Origin of the sequence: Janthinobacterium sp. UMAB-56 (assembly GCF_900095265.1) — a bacterium.
In the GTDB taxonomy this organism is placed as follows: Bacteria; Pseudomonadota; Gammaproteobacteria; order Burkholderiales; family Burkholderiaceae_D; genus Janthinobacterium.
Window position 1 is genome coordinate 420,595 of sequence record NZ_LT607653.1, and the last position, 20,705, is coordinate 441,299.

15 protein-coding genes are annotated in these 20,705 nt (G+C 63.7%); 10 read left to right on the top strand and 5 right to left on the bottom strand.

The window, feature by feature from the left end; all coding sequences use genetic code 11:
- Positions 1 to 6 precede the first annotated feature (6 nt).
- The 6 genes from K0F85_RS07840 to K0F85_RS07865 all read left to right on the top strand — a co-directional run bounded on the left by K0F85_RS07840 (position 7) and on the right by K0F85_RS07865 (position 7,381).
- A complete protein-coding gene (locus K0F85_RS07840) occupies positions 7 to 2,253 on the top strand; it encodes a DUF3141 domain-containing protein (RefSeq protein WP_219115476.1) in 2,247 nt (748 codons plus the stop codon).
- 9 nt (positions 2,254 to 2,262) lie between these two features.
- On the top strand, positions 2,263 to 3,678 hold the full coding sequence (locus K0F85_RS07845) for a bifunctional enoyl-CoA hydratase/phosphate acetyltransferase (protein ID WP_219115477.1): 1,416 nt from the start codon (positions 2,263 to 2,265) through the stop codon (positions 3,676 to 3,678).
- Entirely contained in the window at positions 3,675 to 4,895 is a 1,221-nt protein-coding gene (locus tag K0F85_RS07850) for an acetate/propionate family kinase (protein ID WP_219115478.1), read from the top strand. Before K0F85_RS07845 ends, K0F85_RS07850 begins: the two co-directional genes overlap by 4 nt.
- A 213-nt stretch (positions 4,896 to 5,108) precedes the next feature.
- Positions 5,109 to 5,585, top strand: coding sequence for a hypothetical protein (locus tag K0F85_RS07855; protein ID WP_219115479.1), 477 nt, complete (start codon positions 5,109 to 5,111; stop codon positions 5,583 to 5,585).
- A 163-nt stretch (positions 5,586 to 5,748) separates the two neighbouring features.
- Positions 5,749 to 6,966 carry a zinc metalloprotease gene (locus K0F85_RS07860; RefSeq protein ID WP_219115480.1) on the top strand — a complete coding sequence of 406 codons (1,218 nt, stop codon included), beginning with the start codon at positions 5,749 to 5,751 and terminating at the stop codon, positions 6,964 to 6,966.
- 67 nt (positions 6,967 to 7,033) lie between these two features.
- Positions 7,034 to 7,381 (top strand): hypothetical protein, encoded by a 348-nt coding sequence (locus K0F85_RS07865; protein ID WP_219115481.1) that lies wholly within the window; start codon positions 7,034 to 7,036, stop codon positions 7,379 to 7,381.
- Here K0F85_RS07865 and K0F85_RS07870 read toward each other — a convergent pair.
- The 5 genes from K0F85_RS07870 to K0F85_RS07890 all read right to left on the bottom strand — a co-directional run bounded on the left by K0F85_RS07870 (position 7,378) and on the right by K0F85_RS07890 (position 15,656).
- Positions 7,378 to 7,566, bottom strand: a complete 189-nt coding sequence (locus K0F85_RS07870; RefSeq protein ID WP_219115482.1) for a helix-turn-helix transcriptional regulator — start codon at positions 7,564 to 7,566, stop codon at positions 7,378 to 7,380. The two genes, K0F85_RS07865 and K0F85_RS07870, sit on opposite strands and share 4 nt — an antisense overlap.
- 198 nt (positions 7,567 to 7,764) lie before the next feature.
- Positions 7,765 to 10,119: a DNA topoisomerase IV subunit A gene (gene parC, locus K0F85_RS07875; protein ID WP_219115483.1), complete on the bottom strand. Its 2,355-nt coding sequence runs from the start codon at positions 10,117 to 10,119 to the stop codon at positions 7,765 to 7,767.
- Positions 10,120 to 10,167: 48 nt separating this feature from the next.
- Positions 10,168 to 11,937, bottom strand: coding sequence for a J domain-containing protein (locus K0F85_RS07880; RefSeq protein WP_219115484.1), 1,770 nt, complete (start codon positions 11,935 to 11,937; stop codon positions 10,168 to 10,170).
- Between the two features lie 12 nt (positions 11,938 to 11,949).
- A complete protein-coding gene (locus K0F85_RS07885) occupies positions 11,950 to 13,659 on the bottom strand; it encodes a molecular chaperone HscC (protein WP_306983591.1) in 1,710 nt (569 codons plus the stop codon).
- Entirely contained in the window at positions 13,659 to 15,656 is a 1,998-nt protein-coding gene (locus K0F85_RS07890; RefSeq protein WP_219115485.1) for a DNA topoisomerase IV subunit B, read from the bottom strand. Before K0F85_RS07890 ends, K0F85_RS07885 begins: the two co-directional genes overlap by 1 nt.
- Before the next feature lie 463 nt (positions 15,657 to 16,119).
- Here K0F85_RS07890 and kdpF point away from each other — a divergent pair, with 463 nt between their 5' ends.
- The 4 genes from kdpF to kdpC are packed head-to-tail and all read left to right on the top strand — an operon-like array spanning position 16,120 to position 20,700.
- Positions 16,120 to 16,209, top strand: a complete 90-nt coding sequence (gene kdpF, locus K0F85_RS07895) for a K(+)-transporting ATPase subunit F (protein ID WP_034746483.1) — start codon at positions 16,120 to 16,122, stop codon at positions 16,207 to 16,209.
- Complete coding sequence (kdpA, locus tag K0F85_RS07900) at positions 16,209 to 18,014, top strand: potassium-transporting ATPase subunit KdpA (protein WP_219115486.1); 1,806 nt, start codon at positions 16,209 to 16,211, stop codon at positions 18,012 to 18,014. Before kdpF ends, kdpA begins: the two co-directional genes overlap by 1 nt.
- A gap of 9 nt (positions 18,015 to 18,023) precedes the next feature.
- Positions 18,024 to 20,114, top strand: a complete 2,091-nt coding sequence (gene kdpB / locus K0F85_RS07905) for a potassium-transporting ATPase subunit KdpB (protein WP_219115487.1) — start codon at positions 18,024 to 18,026, stop codon at positions 20,112 to 20,114.
- Between the two features lie 10 nt (positions 20,115 to 20,124).
- Positions 20,125 to 20,700: a potassium-transporting ATPase subunit KdpC gene (gene kdpC, locus K0F85_RS07910; protein WP_219115488.1), complete on the top strand. Its 576-nt coding sequence runs from the start codon at positions 20,125 to 20,127 to the stop codon at positions 20,698 to 20,700.
- Positions 20,701 to 20,705: the final 5 nt, after the last annotated feature.

A 20,705-nucleotide genomic window follows, 5' to 3' on the forward strand; every position in this document is an offset into this window, starting at 1 on the left:
ATAGCCATGAAGACCGAAGCTGCACCATTTTTCTCCATCGGCGGCTTGCCGTCGCTGGGCGTGCTGGGCGACTATGCGCGCGACTCGTGGCAGCGCATCGTGCTGTACGCGGACGTGATGCGCCGACGCGGCAATCAGTACCAGGAGCATCTGGCCGAGGAAGTGCCGAACGTGCTGGACTTCCCCGCCGAACTGGTGATGTCCGGCCTGGAGCTGGCGCGTCCCGTCAACTACGGCCTGGCGCGCATCCTGACGCCCGATGCGCCGCAGCCCGACGCGAGCAAGCGTCCTTTTGTCGTCGTCGATCCGCGCGCCGGCCACGGTCCCGGCATCGGCGGCTTCAAGGCCGAGAGCGAAATCGGCGTGGCCCTGCGCGCCGGCCATCCGTGCTACTTCATCGGCTTCCTGCCCGATCCCGTGCCGGGACAGACGGTGGAAGACGTGATGCACGCCGAGGCAGCCTTCCTGGAGAAAGTCATCGCCCTGCATCCGCTCAGCGAGGGCAAGCCCGTCGTCATCGGCAATTGCCAGGCGGGCTGGCAAATACTCATGACGGCGGCCATGCGCCCGGAATTGTTCGGTCCCATCATCGTGGCTGGCGCGCCCGTGTCGTACTGGGCCGGCTGGCATGGCCGCAATCCGATGCGCTATGCGGGCGGCCTGATGGGGGGCAGCTGGGCCACGGCGCTGGCGGGCGACCTGGGCAACGGCCGCTTCGACGGTGCCAGCCTGGTGCAGAATTTCGAGAAGCTGAACCCGGCCAACACCCTGTGGAGCAAGCAGTACAACCTCTACGCGAACATCGACACGGAAGCGCCCCGTTATCTGGAATTTGAAAAATACTGGGGCGGCCACGTGTTCCTCAATGACGTCGAGATGCAGTACATTGTCGACAATCTGTTCATCGGCAACCGCCTGGCCACGGCGGAGTTGATCACCTCCGATGGCGTGCGCCTGGACTTGCGCAATATCCGCTCCCCCATCGTCGTGTTTTGCTCGAACGGCGACAACATCACGCCGCCACCGCAGGCGCTGGGCTGGATCACGGACCTGTACCGCGACGACAAGGATGTGCTGATGCATGATCAGACCATCGTGTATGCCGTGCATGACAGCATCGGCCACCTGGGCATCTTCGTCTCGGCCAAGGTGGGGCACAAGGAACACCAGAAATTCGCCAGCAATATCGACCTGATCAACCTGCTGCCGGCTGGCGTCTACGAAGCGAGGATCGTCGACAAGACGCCCGACACGCCGAACGCCGACCTGGCCAGTGGCGACTACGTGCTGCAGGTCGAGCACCGCAGCATCGAGGACGTGCGCGCCATCGTGCAGCCTAGCGTGGAAAACGACCGCAAGTTTGCCGCCGTCGCGCGCGTGTCCGAGGTGAACCTGGCCTTGTACCGCAGCTTCGCGCAGCCATGGGTGCGCGCCATGGTCACGCCGCAGTCGGCGCGATTCTTGCAGCTTGCGCATCCGCTGCGCGTGTCGTACGAGCGCTGGACGGATCACAATCCGCTGGCCAGGCTGGTGGCCAAAGAGGCGGAAAAAGTGCGCGGCCAGCGCCAGCCGGTGGCATCCGACAATCCGCTGCTGGCCATGCAGGAGGCCATCTCCGGCGCCATCACGGCCGGTTTGAACAGCTGGCGCGACTGGCGCGACACGCTGCAGGAAACCACCTTCGACCTGGTGTATGGTTCGCCCCTGGTACAGGCGCTGGCCGGACAAGCCATCGGTGACGCCACGCCGCCGCGCCCCCATCCCGGCATCTCGCCCGAGCATTGCGAATACGTGCGCTGCGAAACGCGCAAGATGGACGAAGACATGCAGCGCGGCGCCCTGGTGGAGGCGGCCGTGCGCGCGCTGTTCTACATCTACCGCTTCCGCATGATCGCCGACGAGCGCCGTGTCAACCTGGCCTTGAAGCTGATCCAGCCGCAATACCGGCAGGAATTCAGCATGGAAGAATTCCGTGGCATCGTGCGCCAGCAGGCGCGCTTGATGCTGCATGATTTTGACGCGGCCATCGCTGCCTTGCCAGCCTTGCTGTCGCGCGCCGACGCGGACGACATCGGCGCGCTGGCCGAGTGGCTGCAGCAAGTGCTGCAAGTGCCCGAAGCGCCGACGCCGGACGAAGAAGCGAGCCTGCAGCAGATGCTGGAGGTCTTCGAGCGTGCGACCAAGGCCCAGGTCAAGGCGCTGCCGCAGGCCAGGCCCAAAGGCAAACCTGCCAAAAACACTACCCCTGCCTAGAAGACCAAAATGACTACTCCCCAAGACGATGATTTGCATATCGTGCGTAACCGAACCTTCGACCAGATCGCCATCGGCGACACCGCCAGTATCACGCGCACCCTGAGCATGGACGATATCGCCCTCTTCGCCGTGATGTCGGGCGATGACAACCCGCAGCACCTGGACGCCGAATTTGCCGCCTCCAGCCGCTACCAGGGCGTCATCGCCCACGGCATGTGGGGTGCTGCCCTCATTTCCGCCGTACTGGGCACGCGCCTGCCTGGCGCCGGCACGGTTTACACGGGCCAGACCCTGCGCTTCCTGCAGCCCGTGCGCGTGGGCGATACGCTGGCCATCAGCGTCACCGTCACGGCGCTCGAGCCGCGCAACCGCCACGTGACCCTGGCCTGCCGCTGCGTCAACCAGCATGGCGCCGTGGTGCTTGACGGCGAAGCGCAGGTGATCGCGCCCGCCGAGCCGATCGAGAGGGCGCGCGCCACCCTGCCCGAAGTGCGCCTGCATAACGGCGACGGCACGCGGCGCCTGCTGGAGCACGCGCGCACCCTGGGGCCGATCAGGGTCGCCGTGATCCACCCTTGCGATGAACTGAGCCTGTCAGGCGCGCTTGACGCGCATGCGGCCGGCCTGATCACGCCCGTGCTGGTGGCGCCGCGCGCGCGCCTGGAAGCGGTGGCCCTGGAAGCGGGACTGAGCCTGGAGGGCATCGCCATCGAGGATGTCGAGCATAGCCATGCGGCCGCTGCGCGCGGTGCCGAACTGGCGGGCAAGGGCGAGGTGGAGGCGCTGATGAAGGGCAGTCTGCACACGGATGAACTGATGTCGGCCGTGCTGGCCGCCAGCGCCGGCCTGCGCACCAAGCGCCGCATCAGCCACTGCTTCCTGATGCAGACGCCCGCATATCCGCGCCCCTTCATCATCACGGACGCGGCCATCAATATCGCGCCGAACCTGGCCATGAAGGCCGACATCGTGCGCAACGCCATCGACCTGGCGCACGTGATCGGCGTGGCCAGGCCGCGCGTGGCCATCCTGGCCGCAGTGGAAACGGTGAACGCGGACATGCCGGCCACCCTGGACGCAGCCGCCCTGTGCAAGATGGCCGACCGTGGGCAAATCACGGGGGCGATCCTCGATGGCCCGCTGGCCTTCGATAATGCCGTCTCGATCGCCGCCGCCACCGTCAAGGGCATCGTCTCGGAAGTGGCGGGCCGTGCCGATATTTTGCTGGTGCCGGACCTGGAAAGCGGCAATATGCTGGCCAAGCAGCTTGAATACATGGGCGACGCGGACAGCGCCGGCATCGTGCTGGGTGCGAAGGTGCCCGTCATCCTCACCAGCCGCGCCGATTCGCGCGCCAGCCGCATCGCCTCGTGCGCCATCGCCGTGATGCTGGCCAACCATTATCGGAGCACGCCACCATGAACGCACTCGTCCAACATGCCGCCGACGGCAGCCTGATACTGGTGCTCAATTGCGGCTCGTCGAGCATCAAGTTCGCCCTCTTCGAGCAAGCGGGCGGCGTGCTGCCGCAGCAGGCGCAATGGAGCGGCAAGGTCGAAGGCATCGGCCGCGAAAACGCCACTTACCGCGCCGGCGGCCTGCCGGCTGTATCCCTGCAGCTCGACCCGGACAAACCGCATCATGCAGCCCTTGAAACCATCCGCGCGCAAGTCGTGGCGCAGCTGGCCGGGCGCCCGCTGCGCGCCGTAGCGCACCGCGTGGTGCATGGCGGCAGCAAGTATTTCGCCCCCGTGCGCATCGATTTCACCGTCCTGGCGGACTTGAAAAGTTTTATCCCGCTGGCGCCCCTGCATCAGCCCTTCGCCCTGGAAGCGATCGAGGTGCTGCTGGAATCGCGGCCCGACATCGCCCAGGTGGCGTGCTTCGACACGGCCTTTCACCACACGGTGCCGCAGGTCGAGCAGATGCTGCCGCTGCCCTACGAAGCCTGGGAGCGGGGCTTGCGCCGCTACGGTTTTCACGGCCTGTCGTACGAATACCAGTCGCTGGTGCTGGAACAGCGCTTCGGTGCTGTCGCGCGCGGCAAGGTCATCGTCGCGCACCTGGGCAGCGGCGCCAGCCTGTGCGCCATGCAGAATTTGCACAGCGTGGCCACGACCATGGGCTTTTCCGCGCTTGACGGCCTGATGATGGGCACGCGCTGCGGTTCGCTCGATCCGGGTGCGGTGATCTACCTGATGGAGATCGAAAAACTGTCGCTGGAAAAAGTGGCGCATGTGCTGTACCACGAGTCTGGCTTGCTGGGCGTGTCGGGTGTGTCGGCCGATCCGCCCGTGCTGCTGGCGCAGCAGGACCGGCAGGATGCCACGGGCGAGCGCATCCGCGCCGCGCTGGCGTTATATATCCGCCGCATCGTGCGCGAGATTGGCGCCCTGACGGCCGTGCTGGGCGGACTGGACCTGCTGGTGTTTACGGCCGGTATCGGCGAGCACAGCGCTGAACTGCGCCAGCGCATCTGCGCCGAGCTGGGTTTTGTTGGCCCCCTGCTCGACGCGCAGGCCAATGCGCGCAACGCCAGCCGCATTTCCAGCGATGCCAGCCGCATCGTGGTGGGCGTGGAGCCGGCCAATGAAGAGTGGGTGGCGGCACGCCACGCGGCCCTGGCCGTGAGTGCATGAGGCGCCGACAGCGCTATCGCAGACGATGGGAAGTTTGCCGAATGGCACATATTTTCTGTTGAGTGCGCTAACGCACTGTGTGGTTTGCCAGTTATCTTTACTATGAAGTCATGCCATTGCGCTACATCAGGAAGCAGCGCGATGCCTGGCAAATTTTGAACATTTTGCCCGCCTTTAGTAAAAATAACTCGAATCCCTATTGAAAGGTCATCCATGAACAAATTACTCGCCGCACTCATCGCCACCCTGTTTGCTACCGCCGCCTTCGCTCAAACCGCACCGGCTACCGAAGCCGTCATGAAAGCCCAGGCTTCCGCGCAAAAAGACGTCAACAAGGCTGCCGCTTCGGAAGCCAAAGTCGATGCCAAGGCTGACGCCAATGTCGCCAAGGCCGAAATGAAGGCCGACGAAAAGAAAGCCGACGCCCAGCACAAGGCGAATAAAACCAAGGCCAAGGCACACGACAAAGTCCTCAACGCCGATGCGGAAGACAAGATGAAAGCGGAAGCCAAGGCGGATAAAACCGATGCCAAGGCTGATGCGAAAGCGACCAAGGCTGCCGTGAAAGCGAACGTCAAGGTCGCCAAGGAAAAAGTGGAAGCGAACGCTGATAAAGCCCTCGCCGCCACCAAGACGGAAGAAGCCAAGGCCAAGGCAGACGCTGAAGTCAAGGCCGCCGCCGCCAAGTAATTCCCCGTTTGCGGGCCACGGCCTGCAAGCCCCAAAGACAGCTTCGGCTGTCTTTTTTTCGTCGGCCACTTTTCTGTGGCACCGCTGGCCAGTCTTGATCTGGCGCAAATGCTCCTCTTTTCGCCGTGCCATAGTGAATTGGCAAACAGACGAGGGAGACATCATGAGCAGCGCTCAATCGAAGAAATTACCGTCCACCGGTTCGGCGGAAGGCAGGCCAGCCATGTCCGCCATGCAGTCCATGCCGGTCGAAGGTGAGCTGCAGGCCGGCGCTGATGCGACGGGCGGCGTTGCGGGCGGTGGTGGCATGGGCGGCGGGAGTGGCGGCAGTGGCGGTGACGGGGGCCAGGGTGGCGCTACGCCGCAGACGCGCACCTGCGCCACGATGGACGTGCATCGCTGCCTGCTGACCGACGATCCATCTTATGCGAACGTGCGCGCCGAGATCGAAAACCTGGCCGGATTGTACGAGGGTGACGCCAGCATTGCAGGGCGTTCCGGCGTGACGCAGATACCGGTGGTGGTGCACGTGGTGTGGAATGCGGCCGCGCAGAATATTTCGGATGCGCAGATCGCCAGCCAGATCGATGTGCTCAATCGTGACTTCCGGCGCGTCAATCCGGATGTGAATGGCACGCCGGCGCCGTTTCTGCCGCTGACGGCCGATGCGCGCGTGGCGTTTGCGCTGGCCACGATCGATCCGCATGGCGCGGCCACCAGCGGCATAGAGCGGCGCCAGACGACGGTGCCATCCTTTGGCGCGGACGATGCCGTCAAGTCGCAGGCGACGGGCGGCATGGATGCCTGGCCGGCCGACAGTTACCTGAATGTATGGGTGTGCCAGCTCGGTGGCGGCTTGCTGGGCTACGCGCAGTTTCCCGGCGGTCCGGCCGCCACCGATGGCGTGGTGATCCTGCAATCGGCCTTTGGCACGACCGGCACGGCGGCGCCACCGTTCCACCTGGGGCGCACGGCCACGCATGAAATCGGCCACTGGCTTAACCTGAACCATATCTGGGGCGACGACGGCACCGGGTGCTCGGGCTCGGACAACGTGGCCGACACGCCCAACCAGGGCGGTCCGAACACGGGCCAGCCTGTATTCCCCCACGTTTCCTGCAGCAACGGGCCGAATGGCGACATGTACATGAACTACATGGATTACGTCGACGATACCGCCATGTTCATGTTTACGGCGGGGCAGGTGACGCGCATGCAGGCTTGTCTCGATGGCCCGCGCGCCAGCATCGGCAGCGGGACGGGCGGCACGGCTGCCACGCCGCGCCAGAGTTCCTCTCCCGTCGTGGCCTGGGGCCGAACCGCCTCGATGTCTTCGTCATCGACACGGACCGGGCCCTCACGGCCTGGTCGCCCTCCATGAGCGCTTATGAAGGCCTGGGCGGCGTGGTATGGTGTTTCAGACGTCAATGTGTTCAACGGGAGGCGGCATGCACGGCATGACAACGGCACTGCCCAGCGGTAGCTGGACGCATTCCTTCGAGGAGGATGCAGACGGTATCGCGGTGTACCGGCCCACGGCCACATTCGCCTTTCCGCCCAGCCGCAAGGGGCGCAAGGTACTGGATTTTGGCGCGCCCGCCGGCGCCATGGCGCAAGGGGAGGCGACATTGACGTCGATGGCGCCCGGCCCCGATGACCGTCCGCGCGCCGGCCCAGCGACCCGGCTGCGGCCCCTGGGCTTGGGCCGTTATGCACTCAGTGATCCCGCCGGCGCGCAAGACGTGATCGATATCGTTGAAGCGACGCCCGAGGTGCTGCGCCTGTCGTGGCCTTAAGGCGTATCGCGCAGTTTGTGCGCGAGCGCCGTGCGGTTGCCCACGTCCAGCTTCTGGTAAATCGCATGCAGCTGGTTGCGTACGGTGGCTGGCGACTTGCCCAGTTCCCGGGCGATGCTTTTATACGGCAAGCCTTCGGCCGCCATGGCCGCCACCAGCCGTTCGGCCGGGGTCAAGCGCTGCATGGCAGCCCGCCTGGAACGTTGTTTGTCATCCTTGCTCTCCTGTTCGTGGGCGGCATGCCGGTGGCATGCCTGCAGGGATAACGCGAACGCGGTGAGTATCTGTAAAACTATCTGTAAAATTTTTTTCTGCTGCCGGTGCGCGGCGATGGACGAAAAAAAAGACAGGCGAACCTGTCTTTTCGTCTGGTGCGATGGCGATCAGCCGATGGCCGCCATGGACACCGGTTTCAGCTTGGCCGCCAGTGCCTTGCCTTTTTTCGCGCGCTTGCCGAAGTGCTCGGCCAGGGCGGTGGCGCCCAGCGACGCATCCTGCGGTTTCGAGGCACGGCCGATGCCCGAGACGACGACGCCGCGCTGGGTGATCGGCTGCACGGCAAGCATCTTGTCCTTGGCATCGAGGTCGATCAGCTTGACACCGGTGCCGCCCTTGGACAGGGTTTTCATTTCATCCAGGCCGAACACCAGCAGGCGCGCGCCTTGCGTCAAACAGGCCAGGGCGCTGGCCGCCTCGGGGATGACTTTCGGCGCCAGGGGCACGTCACCGTCGTCCAGGGTGATGAAGGCCTTGCCGCCTTTCAGGCGGCTGCTCATGTCGCCAGCCTTGGCGATGAAGCCGTAGCCGGCGCTGGACGCCAGCAGCAAGCTGGTGGCGCCATTGCCCGCAAAATAGTGCAAGATACGCACGGCATTGCCCGGCGTGCCGCCGCTCAGGTCGCACAAGGTCGTGATCGGCACGCCGTCGCCGCGCGCGTTGGGTAGCGCCGAGACAGGAACCGAGTAAATCCTGCCGTTGTTGCCAAAGCCAAGCAGGGTGTCGACCGTGCGGCATTCGAAGGCGCCATGCAGGGTATCGCCCGCCTTGAAGGTGAACTGCGCCGCATCGTGGCCGATGCCGGTGCGCGCGCGCACCCAGCCTTTTTCCGAAATGATGACGGTGACCGGCTCATCGACGACCTTCTGTTCCGCCACGGCTTTCTGCGCTTCCTCGATCAGAGTGCGGCGCGCGTCGCCGAACTGCTTGGCGTCCGCTTCGATCTCGCGGATGATGGCGCGCTTCATCGAGCCCGGGTTGTCGAGCAGGTCTTGCAAGGATTTTTCTTCCTTGCGCAGCTCGGCCAGTTCCTGCTGGATCTTGAGCGTTTCCAGGCGTGCCAGCTGGCGCAAGCGGATTTCCAGGATATCGTCGGCCTGGCGTTCGGACAGATTGAACGCCTCGATCAGGGCCGCCTTCGGTTCATCCGAATTGCGGATGATCTGAATCACCTTGTCGATATTGAGCAGGATCGCTTCGCGCCCTTCCAGAATATGGATGCGGTCCTTGACCTTGCCCAGCTTGTAGCCAGTGCGGCGCGTGACGGTCTCGAAGCGGAAGTCGATCCACTCGCGCAGGATGTCGCCCAGCCCTTTTTGGCGCGGGCGTCCATCGCCGCCTATCATCACCAGGTTGATCGAGGTCGACGATTCCAGCGAGGTGTGCGCCAGCAGCATCAGCATGAATTCCGTCTGGTCCTGGTTCTTCGACTTCGGCTCGAACACCAGGCGCACCGGCGCGGCGCGCCCCGATTCGTCGCGGATGGTGTCTAGCGAATTGAGGATCAGTGCCTTCAGGGCCACTTGGTCGGGCGACAGTGCCTTCTTGCCCAGCTTGATCTTCGGATTCGTCAGTTCCTCGATTTCTTCCAGCACTTTTTGCGACGAGGTGCCCGGCGGCAGTTCCGTCACGACGGCTTGCCACTGGCCGCGCGCCAGTTCCTCGATCTTCCAGCGAGCGCGTACCTTCATGCTGCCACGACCGCTCGCATACATGTCCTGGATCTGCGACGGCGGCGTGATGATCTGGCCGCCACCGGGGAAGTCCGGGCCGGGAATGATGGCCATCAGTTCGGCATGCGTCATCTTCGGATCGCGGATCATGGCGACAGCTGCTTTCGCCACTTCCGCCAGGTTGTGCGACGGGATTTCCGTCGCCAGGCCCACCGCGATACCGGAGGCGCCATTCAGCAGTACCATCGGCAGGCGCGCAGGCAGCAGCTTCGGTTCTTCCGTCGAACCATCGTAATTGGGCTGGAAATCCACCGTGCCCATGCCGATTTCATCCATCAGCAGTTTGGCGATCGGCGTCAGACGCGCTTCCGTGTAACGCATGGCAGCCGCACCATCGCCATCGCGCGAGCCGAAGTTGCCCTGGCCATCGATCAGCGGGTAGCGCAGCGAGAAATCCTGCGCCATGCGCACCAGCGCGTCGTACACGGACTGGTCGCCGTGCGGATGCAATTTACCCAGCACGTCGCCGACCACGGCCGCCGATTTGCGCGGCTTCGCGGTGGAATTCAAGCCCAGCTCATTCATCGCATACAGGATGCGGCGCTGCACGGGCTTCTGGCCGTCGCACACGTCGGGCAGGGCGCGGCCCTTGACGACGGAGATGGCGTAATCAAGATAGGCGCGCTCGGCAAAGGTGGAAAGGGTCAGCGCTTCGCCGTCGAATACCGGTTCATCCGGCTCGATTGGCTCTGGCTGGGCATCGTCAAATAAATTGGTTTGTGTGGACATGGCGCTTGTTTCAGTATGAAGTAGTGGCGTTTGAATTCTTGGGACCGATTATGACAGCCCGCTTGCTTGTGCGGACCTGCGCTGCTGCAGATACAGATGACGCACGGTGAAATACAGGACAGACAGCGCCAGTACGGCGCTCAGCTTGATGATGGCCTGGTCTGGCGGGCCACCGGGCTGGCTGGCGAGCAGGAAGGTGGCGGCTGCGGGCGCGATGACCAGTGGCCACGCGGCGCGCCAGTTCAGTTCGAAAGGCGCAAACAGCATGCCGATGCAGGACCAGACAAACAGCATGGCACCGAGCACATGCGCTGGCGCGGCGTGCAGATACGTGGCCAGGAATGCGATGGCGCAGCCGACTATCCAGGCTGTGCGCAGGCGCGGCAGGAAGTGCGTCTGCCCGCCGCAATCGACATATAGTCCCGCCATCGAGCGCAGCGCCAGCACCTGCACGCAGAACAGCAGCATGATGCCGTCGCTCATTGCCAGTCCGGTATCGGCCTTGTCCAGCGTGAAAACCATGGTTGCCGCAAAGGCGATCAGGATGCAGGCCAGCAGGCGTCCGCGCAGCAGCGCGTAGTTGGTTTTCGCCGCCAGCAGCGCCGTGAGGCACAGTCCCACCGAGGTGGCGATGCGCAGCGGCGCGCCAGGCGCGGGCAGCAATAGCAGCAGTGCCAGGCACAGGAACGGCATGAGCCAGCCCAATTGCCCCAGGCCTGGGTGCCTGCTCAGCACTGGCAGGCAGGCGTGCAGCTCCTCGCCCAAGGAGGCCATCCAGGCATGGGCGGGCGCCGGCTTTTGCCATGCGTTCATGGCCAGGAGCAGGAACGCCAGTGCCTGGAAGCCCAGCAGGCTGGCATAGGCAGCCGTGTCGCCCAGCTTGAGACCGGCCGCATCGAGCACGCCAGCGAGCATGAAGTGCAGCACGAAACCCAGGCCGCCCGAAGCGAGCGCCGTCTGCTTGAAGTAGCGCTTGGCATGGACGGCCTGTTCCCATTGCTCGAACAGGTCCGTATCGAGTTTGTAGGCCAGCATCTCGGCGTGCTGCCAGCGTATCGCGTGCAGCAGCTCGCGCAGCTGCAGCGTAAATTTTTGGTCGAACAGCTGGCGCGCGTAGGCCGATGGCTGCTGCTGCGACATGATGCAGTCCAGGCCCGGGTAGCTGTCGCGGTTGTCGCTGAAATGGTCGAACGAGCGGTCCGCCCGATAGCGCTGCACGGCGCTGCGCACCAGATCCGCATGGCTGCGCGTCAGGTAGGAAAAATCGTGGTTCCAGCCCAGCTGCTCGAACAGGGCCTGGCGCAACCCCAGGTCATAGCCGGCGCTGGCGCAGTAGCGCAGCGCGCACAGCTCGAATTCCTCGCGCACGTCGAGGTTTAGCATGGCGTCGTCCTGCAGCATGCCGGCCAGCACGTCGCTGGCATCCGCGTGCCGCGCCAGCTCCAGGCAGCCTTGCCACAGCATGGCCGCTTCCTGCGCCGGGTCGATGGCAACCATGCCCCATTGTTCAGGGGGGCGGAACTGCTCTTGCGCGGCTTCGTCGATCACGCCCCACAGGTCGGCCGGTTCCATGGGCGGCGCTTCTGGCACTTCCGCCGCTTCAGCTTCAGCCGATTGCGGTTCCTGCAGCTCCACAGCAAACCGGGACGCATGGCGCAGCGCGTATTCATATGCCTCGCGCAGTTCCTGGAAGGCGGCCGGATCGTCTTCGGGACGCGTCACCTTCAAGCGTTTCGCATACGCGCGCTTGAGGGCGCGCTCGTCGCCGGTCGGCTGCGTGCCCAGGATATCCCACAGGCTGCGCTGTTCCTTGTGCATGCCGCCGTCCATTTACAGGAAGCTCTCGCTCTCGACCTGGCGCAACACTTCGTCGAGCGCCTGGCGCGCCTTGCGAATGGTGTTCGGGTCCTGCGTTTCCAGCGCCGCCTGGAAATTGGCCGTGTGGGCCGCCAGGTACTGGCGTACGTCGCCCAGCGACTGTTCGTACAGGCGGTCGGCGCGCGTGACCAGGGTGCGGTTTTCCATCTGCTCGCGCGGATGGATCTTCAGGTCAGCCAATTCCGCAAAGCGCTGCTCGATCTGTTCCGGCGTCATCACGCCCGCGTTGTCGCTGATGATCATCTTGTGGCGTTCCTGCGTGGCCAGCACCGTCACTTCCGCTTCCAGTACGCCGCTGACGTCGTAGGTGAAGCGCACGTCGATGCCGATCTCGCCGGCCTTTTTCGCCGGTATCGGGAAGCTGATCTTGCCGAGGAAAACGTTGTCGGCCACCAGGCGCGATTCGCCCTGGAAGATCGCCACGTTGATTTCCTTCTGGTTGTCGTGGATGGTGGTGATGTTTTCCGTGCGCGAAACGGGCACCACGGAATTGCGCTCGATGATGGGCAGGTAATGCCCGCCTTCATACTGGTTCGCGCCGACCTGGCGCGAAATCGAAATGCCCAGCGAGTACGGCGCCACGTCCGTCATGACCACTTCGTCGAGGGCCGCGTCGCGCATCTTGAGGCCAGCCTGCACGGCGGCGCCCAGCGCCACGGCTTCGTCCGGGTCGAGGTGGATGGCGGGGAAGCGGCCGAACATGCGCGAGACGAGTTTACGCACCAGCGGCATGCGCGTGGCGCCGCCGGCCAGCACCACTTCATTCAATTCAGCAGCGCGGATGGTGGCGTCGCGCAGCGCCCGCTCCACGGGCAGGCGCAAGCGTGCCAGCAAGGGCTCGCACAGCTGCGCCAGTTTGTCTTCGCTGATCTCCCAGCTGTATTCCTTGTCCTGGTAGCGCGTGGCCATGCGCGCGGACGGCTGGTCCGACAGCAGGCGCTTGACGCGCTCGGCCTCGTCGCGCAGCAGTTGCTGCTGGCGCGGGTCGAACAAACGGCTGCCGGCCGCGTCGCGCAAGCCGCTGCCTTCCAGGAAGGCGTCGACCAGTACTGTGACAAAGTCTTCGCCGCCCAGAAAATTGTCGCCGGCCGAGGCGCGCACTTCCATCACGCCTTCGAACAGCTCCAGGATCGACACGTCAAACGTGCCGCCGCCCAGGTCGAAGACGAGGAATTTGCTTTCCTGTTCCTTGTCGCGGATACCGTAGGCCAGTGCGGCGGCCGTCGGTTCGTTCAGCAGCCGCTCCACGCGCAAGCCCGCCAGCTGGCCAGCGATGCGCGTGGCCTTGCGCTGCGCATCGCTGAAATACGCGGGCACGGTGATGATGGCTTCCTCGACCTTGTGGTCCAGGAAAGCTTCGGCATCTTCCTTCAGCGCGCGCAGCACCATCGACGACAGCTCTTCCGGACGAAATTGCTGCGTGCCGAGGGTGATTTTCTTTTCGCTGCCCATGTAGCGTTTGAAGACGGCGGCCGTCAACTGAGGGTGCGTCTGCAGGCGCTCGCGCGCGGCGCGGCCCACCAGCACGGTGCCGTCGTCATCGATGCTGACGCACGACGGCGTCAGGTGTTCGCCCAGCGCATTCGGGATGATGCAAGCCTTGCCGTCGCGCCAGATGGCGACCAGGCTGTTGGTGGTGCCCAGGTCGATACCGATGATCATCAGATATCCGCCTCCGCCTCATTGCCGTGTTCCTCGATCCAGGCGCGGCGTCCGGCCGCTTCGCCTTTACCCATCAACATATTGAAGCGGGAGGCCGAGGCCATGTGGTCGACTTCCCCTAGCGTGACAGGCAGCAAGCGGCGCGTGTCCGGGTTCATCGTCGTTTCCCATAGCTGCTCGGCGTTCATCTCGCCCAGGCCCTTGAAGCGCGAGATCGACCAGGCGCCCTGTTTCACGCCTTCCTTGCGCAGCTTGTCCTCGATGGCGACCAGTTCGCCGTCGTCGAGCGCGTAGATCTTCTGCATCGGCTTCTTGCCGCGCGCCGGCGCGTCCACGCGGTACAGGGGCGGGCGGGCGATGCAGATGTGGCCCTTGTTGATCAGGACCGGGAAGTGCTTGAAGAACAGGGTCAGCAGCAGTACCTGGATGTGCGAGCCGTCCACGTCCGCGTCGGACAGGATGCAGATCTTGCCGTAGCGCAGGCCGGACAGGTCCGGCGAGTCGCCCACGCTGTGCGGATCGACGCCGATGGCCACGGCAATGTCGTGGATCTCGTTATTGGCGAACAGGCGGTCGCGGTCCGTCTCCCACGAGTTCAAGACCTTGCCGCGCAGGGGCAGGATCGCCTGGAATTCCTTGTCGCGGCCCATCTTGGCCGAGCCGCCCGCCGAGTCGCCCTCGACGAGGAACAGTTCATTGCGCGTGATGTCCGACGATTCGCAGTCAGTCAGCTTGCCCGGCAGGACAGCCACGCCCGAGGATTTTTTCTTTTCCACTTTTTGCAGCGAGCGCTGGCGCGACTGCGCCTGCTTGATCACCAGATCGGCCAGCTTCTTGCCGTAGTCGACGTGCTGGTTCAGCCACAGTTCCAGCGGCGGCTTGGTGAAGGTCGACACCAGGCGTACGGCGTCGCGCGAGTTCAGGCGTTCCTTGATCTGGCCCTGGAATTGCGGGTCCAGCACCTTGGCCGACAGCACGAAGGAAGCGCGCGCGAACACGTCTTCCGGCAGCAGCTTCACGCCTTTCGGCAGCAGCGAGTGCATTTCGACGAAGTTTTTCACGGCGCCGAACAGGCCGTCGCGCAAGCCCGATTCGTGCGTGCCGCCATTCGAGGTGGGAATCAGGTTGACATACGATTCGCGCACGATGGCGCCTTCTTCCGTCCACGCCACCACCCAGGCCGCGCCTTCGCCTTCGGCAAAGCCTTCCGAGTCCGGGCCCGCGTACTGCGCGCCTTCGAACAGGGGAATCAGGGTTTCGCCATTCGATACCTGCGCCAGCGTTTCGGTCAGGTAGCCGCGCAAGCCTTCCGCGTACTGCCAGGTCTGCGTGTCGCCGGTTTTCGCGTTGGTCAGGGTGACGGTGACGCCGGGCAGCAGCACGGCTTTCGAGCGCAGCAGGCGTTGCAGCTCCGTTTGCGAGATATTCGGCGAATCAAAATATTTTGCGTCGGGCCAGGCCGTCACGCGCGTGCCCGACTTCTTGCCATCGCGCGGGGCGGGGCGGGAACTCAGGGGTTCGATCACATCGCCATGCGCAAACACCATGTGATGCAAGCCGTTGCCGTCGCTTTCCTTGCGCCAGACGGTGATTTCCAGGCGCGTGGACAGTGCATTGGTGACGGATACGCCGACGCCGTGCAAGCCGCCCGAGAAGGCGTAGGCGCCGCCCGAACCCTTGTCGAACTTGCCGCCCGCGTGCAGCCGTGTAAACACGATTTCCACTGTCGGCACGCCTTCTTCCGGGTGCAGGCCGACGGGAATGCCGCGGCCATTGTCTTCGACGGTGATGCTGCCATCCGCGTTTTGCGTGACGGCGATATGCGTGCAATGACCGCCCAGCGCTTCGTCGGAGGCATTGTCGATCACTTCCTGAATGATGTGCAGCGGATTTTCAGTGCGGGTGTACATCCCCGGGCGCTGCTTGACCGGTTCCAGTCCTTTCAGGACACGGATGGATGATTCGCTGTAGTCGGATGCTGGTTTTTTAGTGGCCATACGTGTTCAAGCTAAGTAAAGACAGTGGTTGGAACGCCAGGCCAGGGCACTGCGGGGCGCAATGACAGCGGCGGCGATAACTGTATGAATATACAGTATATCCCGTCCAGCGTCACTGGGGGAGGGCAGTGCGGCAGGCTTGGCGTCCTTGTGCGGACGCTCGCGCATTCTATCTTGTCCGGCGGGCAATAGCGCTACTCCAAGGCAACAACAGTGCGCCGTGCGCGTGGTTTTGCGCCCATTGTGGCCGATTTTATGCGCCAAGACCCCCGTTTTTACATCTTGTTTACAGCTGCCTCCCCAGTCTTTACGAATTTTTTAGACCCTTTTGGCTAATCTGCTCACTATCAAAACAAACCTGTGTGAGGGTGGGAATGGATATCGTGTATCTCGGCTTGATTGCCGTGTTTTTCGTCGTGGTGGCCGGCTTTGCCGTCGCCTGCGACAAATTAGGGAGCGTCAAATGAACGCGTTTTATGTGCTGGGTGCCGTCGTGTCGGCTGGCCTGCTGGTGTACCTGCTGGTAGCACTGCTGAAGGCGGAGGAACTGTGATGACGACGCAATCGATACTGTTATTGGTGGCCTTCCTGGCCGTGCTGCTGGCCGCCGCCTATCCGCTGGGCCAGTACATGGCCAAGGTGGCCGGGGACGGCCCCGTGCGCGGCCTGGGCTGGCTGCAAAAACTGGAAAACCTGCTGTACCGCTGGTCCGGCCTTCCTGCCGACAAGGCCATGGGCTGGAAAAGCTATGCCATCGCCCTGATCGTGTTCAACGCGCTCGGCGCCATCTTCATGTATGGCCTGCAGCGCCTGCAGGGCTTCCTGCCTTTGAATCCCCAGGGACTCGGCGCAGTCAGCCCTGATTCTTCGTTCAATACCACCGTCAGCTTTGTCACCAATACCAACTGGCAAGGCTACGGCGGCGAACAGACCATGAGTTACCTGACCCAGATGCTGGGCATGACGTGCCAGAATTTCTTTTCGGCGGCCACCGGCATTACCGTGATCTTCGCGCTGGTGCGCGGCTTCGCTTCGCGTTCTGGCAAATCGATCGGCAATTTCTGGGTCGATTTGGTGCGTGCCACCCTGTATATCCTGCTGCCGTTGTCGCTGGCCCTGTCCGTGGCTTTCATGGGCGAAGGCATGATCCAGAATTTTTCCGCCTACAAGGAAGTGACCCTGCTCGACCACGTGGCGTATGCAACGCCGAAAGTGGCGCTTGACGGCCAGCCTGTGCTGGACGCGGCAGGACAGCCCGTGATGGAAGCCCAGGTGGCCAAGACGCAGATGATCGCCATGGGTCCCGTCGCGTCGCAGGAGTCGATCAAGCTGCTGGGCACGAATGGCGGTGGCTTCTTTAATGCCAACTCCTCGCATCCGTACGAAAATCCAAGTGCGCTGTCGAACTTCCTGCAGATGCTGGCCATCTTCCTCATTCCCGCCGGCCTGTGCTTCACCTTTGGCCGCATGGTGGGCGACCTGCGCCAGGGCTGGGCCGTGCTGGCCGCGATGACGCTGATCTTTGTCGTCATGACGGCCGGCGTCATGAGCGCCGAGCAGCAAGCCAATCCCGCCTTGCAAGCCCTGGGCGTGGACCAGCAGGCCAGCAGCCTGCAATCGGGCGGCAATATGGAAGGCAAGGAAACGCGCTTCGGCATCAGCTCATCGACTCTGTTCGCGGCGGTGACGACGGCGGCATCGTGCGGCGCCGTCAATTCCATGCACGACTCCTACATGCCCCTGGGCGGCATGGTGCCGTTGCTGCTGATGCAGTTCGGCGAAGTGATTTTCGGCGGCGTGGGCACGGGCTTGTACGGCATGCTGATGTTCGCCATCCTGGCCGTCTTCATCGCCGGCCTGATGATAGGCCGCACGCCTGAATACCTGGGCAAGAAAATCCAGGCGCATGAAATGAAGATGGTGTCGCTGGCCATCCTGATCACGCCAGCCCTGGTATTGGCGGGTACGGCGATCGCCGTGATGGTCGAACCTGGGAAGATCGGCGTGGCCAATCCGGGCGCGCATGGCTTTTCCGAAATCCTGTACGCCTTCACTTCTGCGGCCAACAACAATGGCAGCGCGTTTGCCGGACTGTCCGCCAACACGCCGTTCTACAACGTGATGCTGGCGATCGCCATGTGGTTCGGCCGCTTCGGCGTGATCGTGCCCGTGCTGGCGGTGGCCGGTTCGCTGGCGGCCAAGCAGCGCCTGTCGGCCAATGCCGGCACCATGCCCACGCACGGCCCCATGTTCATCGGCCTGCTGATCGGCGTTGTCGTGCTCGTCGGCGTTCTTAATTACGTTCCCGCGCTGGCCCTCGGCCCGATCGTCGAACATCTGCAACTTTTCATCAAATAAGAGGCTACCATGTCACGCACAAGCCTGACCTTGTTCGATTCCGCATTGATCGGCCCTGCCATCGTCGATGCGTTCAAAAAACTCGACCCCCGCACGCAGTGGCGCAGCCCCGTGATGTTCGTCGTCTACGTGGGCAGCATCATCACGACCCTGCTGGCCATCCAGGCCCTGAATGGCCAGGGCGAGGCGCCATTCGGCTTCATCGTCGCCATTGCCGTGTGGCTATGGTTTACCGTGCTGTTCGCCAACTTCGCCGAAGCACTGGCCGAAGGCCGCAGCAAGGCGCAGGCGGCCTCGCTGCGCGCCCTCAAGCAGACGGTGATGGCAAAGAAAATGCAAACGCCGAAGTACGGCACCTCCTGGCTGCCCACGTCAGCGACCGACCTGCGCAAGGGCATGACGGTGCTGGTCGAGGCGGGTGACGTGATTCCCGCCGACGGCGAAGTGACGGCCGGCGTGGCCTCCGTCGACGAGAGCGCCATCACGGGCGAATCGGCGCCCGTCATCCGCGAATCGGGCGGCGACTTTTCCGCCGTCACGGGCGGCACCCGCGTGCTGTCGGACTGGCTGCTGGTGCGCGTCTCCGTCAACCCCGGCGAAGCGTTCATCGACCGCATGATCGCCATGGTCGAAGGCGCCAAGCGCCAGAAGACACCGAACGAGATCGCCCTGACGATTTTATTGGTAGCCCTGTCGATCGTGTTCCTGATCGTCACCGTGACCTTGCTGCCGTACTCGCTGTTTTCCGTGGCGGCGGCCGGCAGCCAAGGTGTGACAAGTTCGCCGGTGTCGATCACCGTGCTGATCGCGCTGCTCGTGTGCCTGATTCCGACCACTATCGGCGGTCTGCTGTCCGCCATCGGCGTGGCCGGCATGAGCCGCATGATGCAGGCCAATGTGATCGCCACCTCTGGCCGCGCCGTGGAAGCGGCAGGCGATGTGGACGTGCTGCTGCTCGATAAAACGGGCACCATCACCCTGGGCAACCGCCAGGCTTCCAGCTTCGTGCCGGCGCCCGGCGTGACGGAACAGCAACTGGCTGATGCGGCGCAACTGGCGTCGCTGGCCGATGAAACGCCGGAAGGGCGCAGCATCGTCGTGCTGGCCAAGCAGAAGTTCAATATCCGCGAACGCGAGATGGCCAGCCTGCAAGCCACCTTCGTGCCCTTCACGGCGCAGACGCGCATGAGCGGCGTGGATATCCCGGGCGAGCAGCAGGTGCGCCAGCTGCGCAAGGGCGCTGCCGACTCCATGAAAAAGTACGTGGAAGCGCTGGGCCAGCCGTATCCAGCCGAGGTGGGGCGCGCCGTCGACGATATCGCGCGCCGCGGCAGCACGCCGTTGGTGGTGGTCGACGATGGGCGCGTCATGGGCGCCGTGGAACTGAAGGATATCGTCAAGGGCGGCATCAAGGAGCGCTTCGCGGAATTGCGCCGCATGGGTATCAAGACCGTCATGATCACGGGCGACAACAAGCTGACGGCCGCTGCGATTGCCGCCGAAGCGGGCGTGGACGATTTCCTTGCCGAAGCGACGCCGGAAGACAAGCTGAAACTGATTCGCAGCTATCAGTCCGAAGGCCGCCTGGTGGCGATGACGGGCGATGGTACCAATGATGCGCCCGCACTGGCCCAGGCCGACGTGGCCGTGGCCATGAATTCTGGCACGCAGGCGGCCAAGGAGGCGGGCAATATGGTGGATCTCGATTCGAACCCCACCAAGCTGCTGGAAATCGTTGAAATCGGCAAGCAGATGCTGATGACGCGCGGTTCGCTGACGACGTTCTCGATTTCGAACGACATCGCCAAGTACTTCGCCATCATCCCGGCCGCCTTCGTGGGCACCTATCCGCAATTGAAGGCGCTCGACATCATGCACCTGGCCAGCCCCGCCTCGGCCATCATGTCGGCCGTGATTTTCAATGCGCTGATCATCGTCGTGCTGATCCCCCTGGCGTTAAAAGGCGTGCAATACCGGGCCATCGGCGCGGCCAGCCTGTTGCGCCGCAACCTGCTGATCTACGGCCTGGGCGGCATCATCCTGCCCTTCATCGGGATCAAGCTGATCGACATGCTGCTGTCCGCACTCAATTTAGTCTAAAGGAACCATCATGAGCACTATCGTACGTCCCGCCCTGGTCCTGTTTGCCGCGTTGACCGTGATCTGCGGCGTCGTCTATCCATTTGCCACGGCCGGCATTGGCCAACTGGCTTTCAACGATGAAGTCAACGGCAGCATCGTCGAGCGGGATGGCCGCCCTGTCGGCTCGATGCTGATCGGCCAGTCCTTCACCTCGCCCAAGTATTTCTGGGGCCGGCCATCGGCCACCGCGCCGATGGCGAATAACGGCGCCGGTTCGGGCGGCTCGAATATGGGACCGGCCAATCCGGCCCTGGTGGACGCAGTGAAGGCGCGCATCGCCGCCCTGAAGGAAGCCGACCCTGGCAACACGCGCGCCATCCCCATCGACCTGGTGACGGCATCGAGCAGCGGCCTGGACCCGGAAATCAGCCTGGCCGGCGCCCTGTACCAGGCACCGCGCGTGGCCCGCGTGCGCGCCATGCCGCTGGCCCAGGTGGAAAACGCCATCGCCAAGGTGCAGAAAACCGCGTATATCGGCTTTTTCGGCGAACCGCGTGTGAATGTGCTGGAACTGAATCTGGCGCTCGATGCGGCCGCAAAGTAAGATGA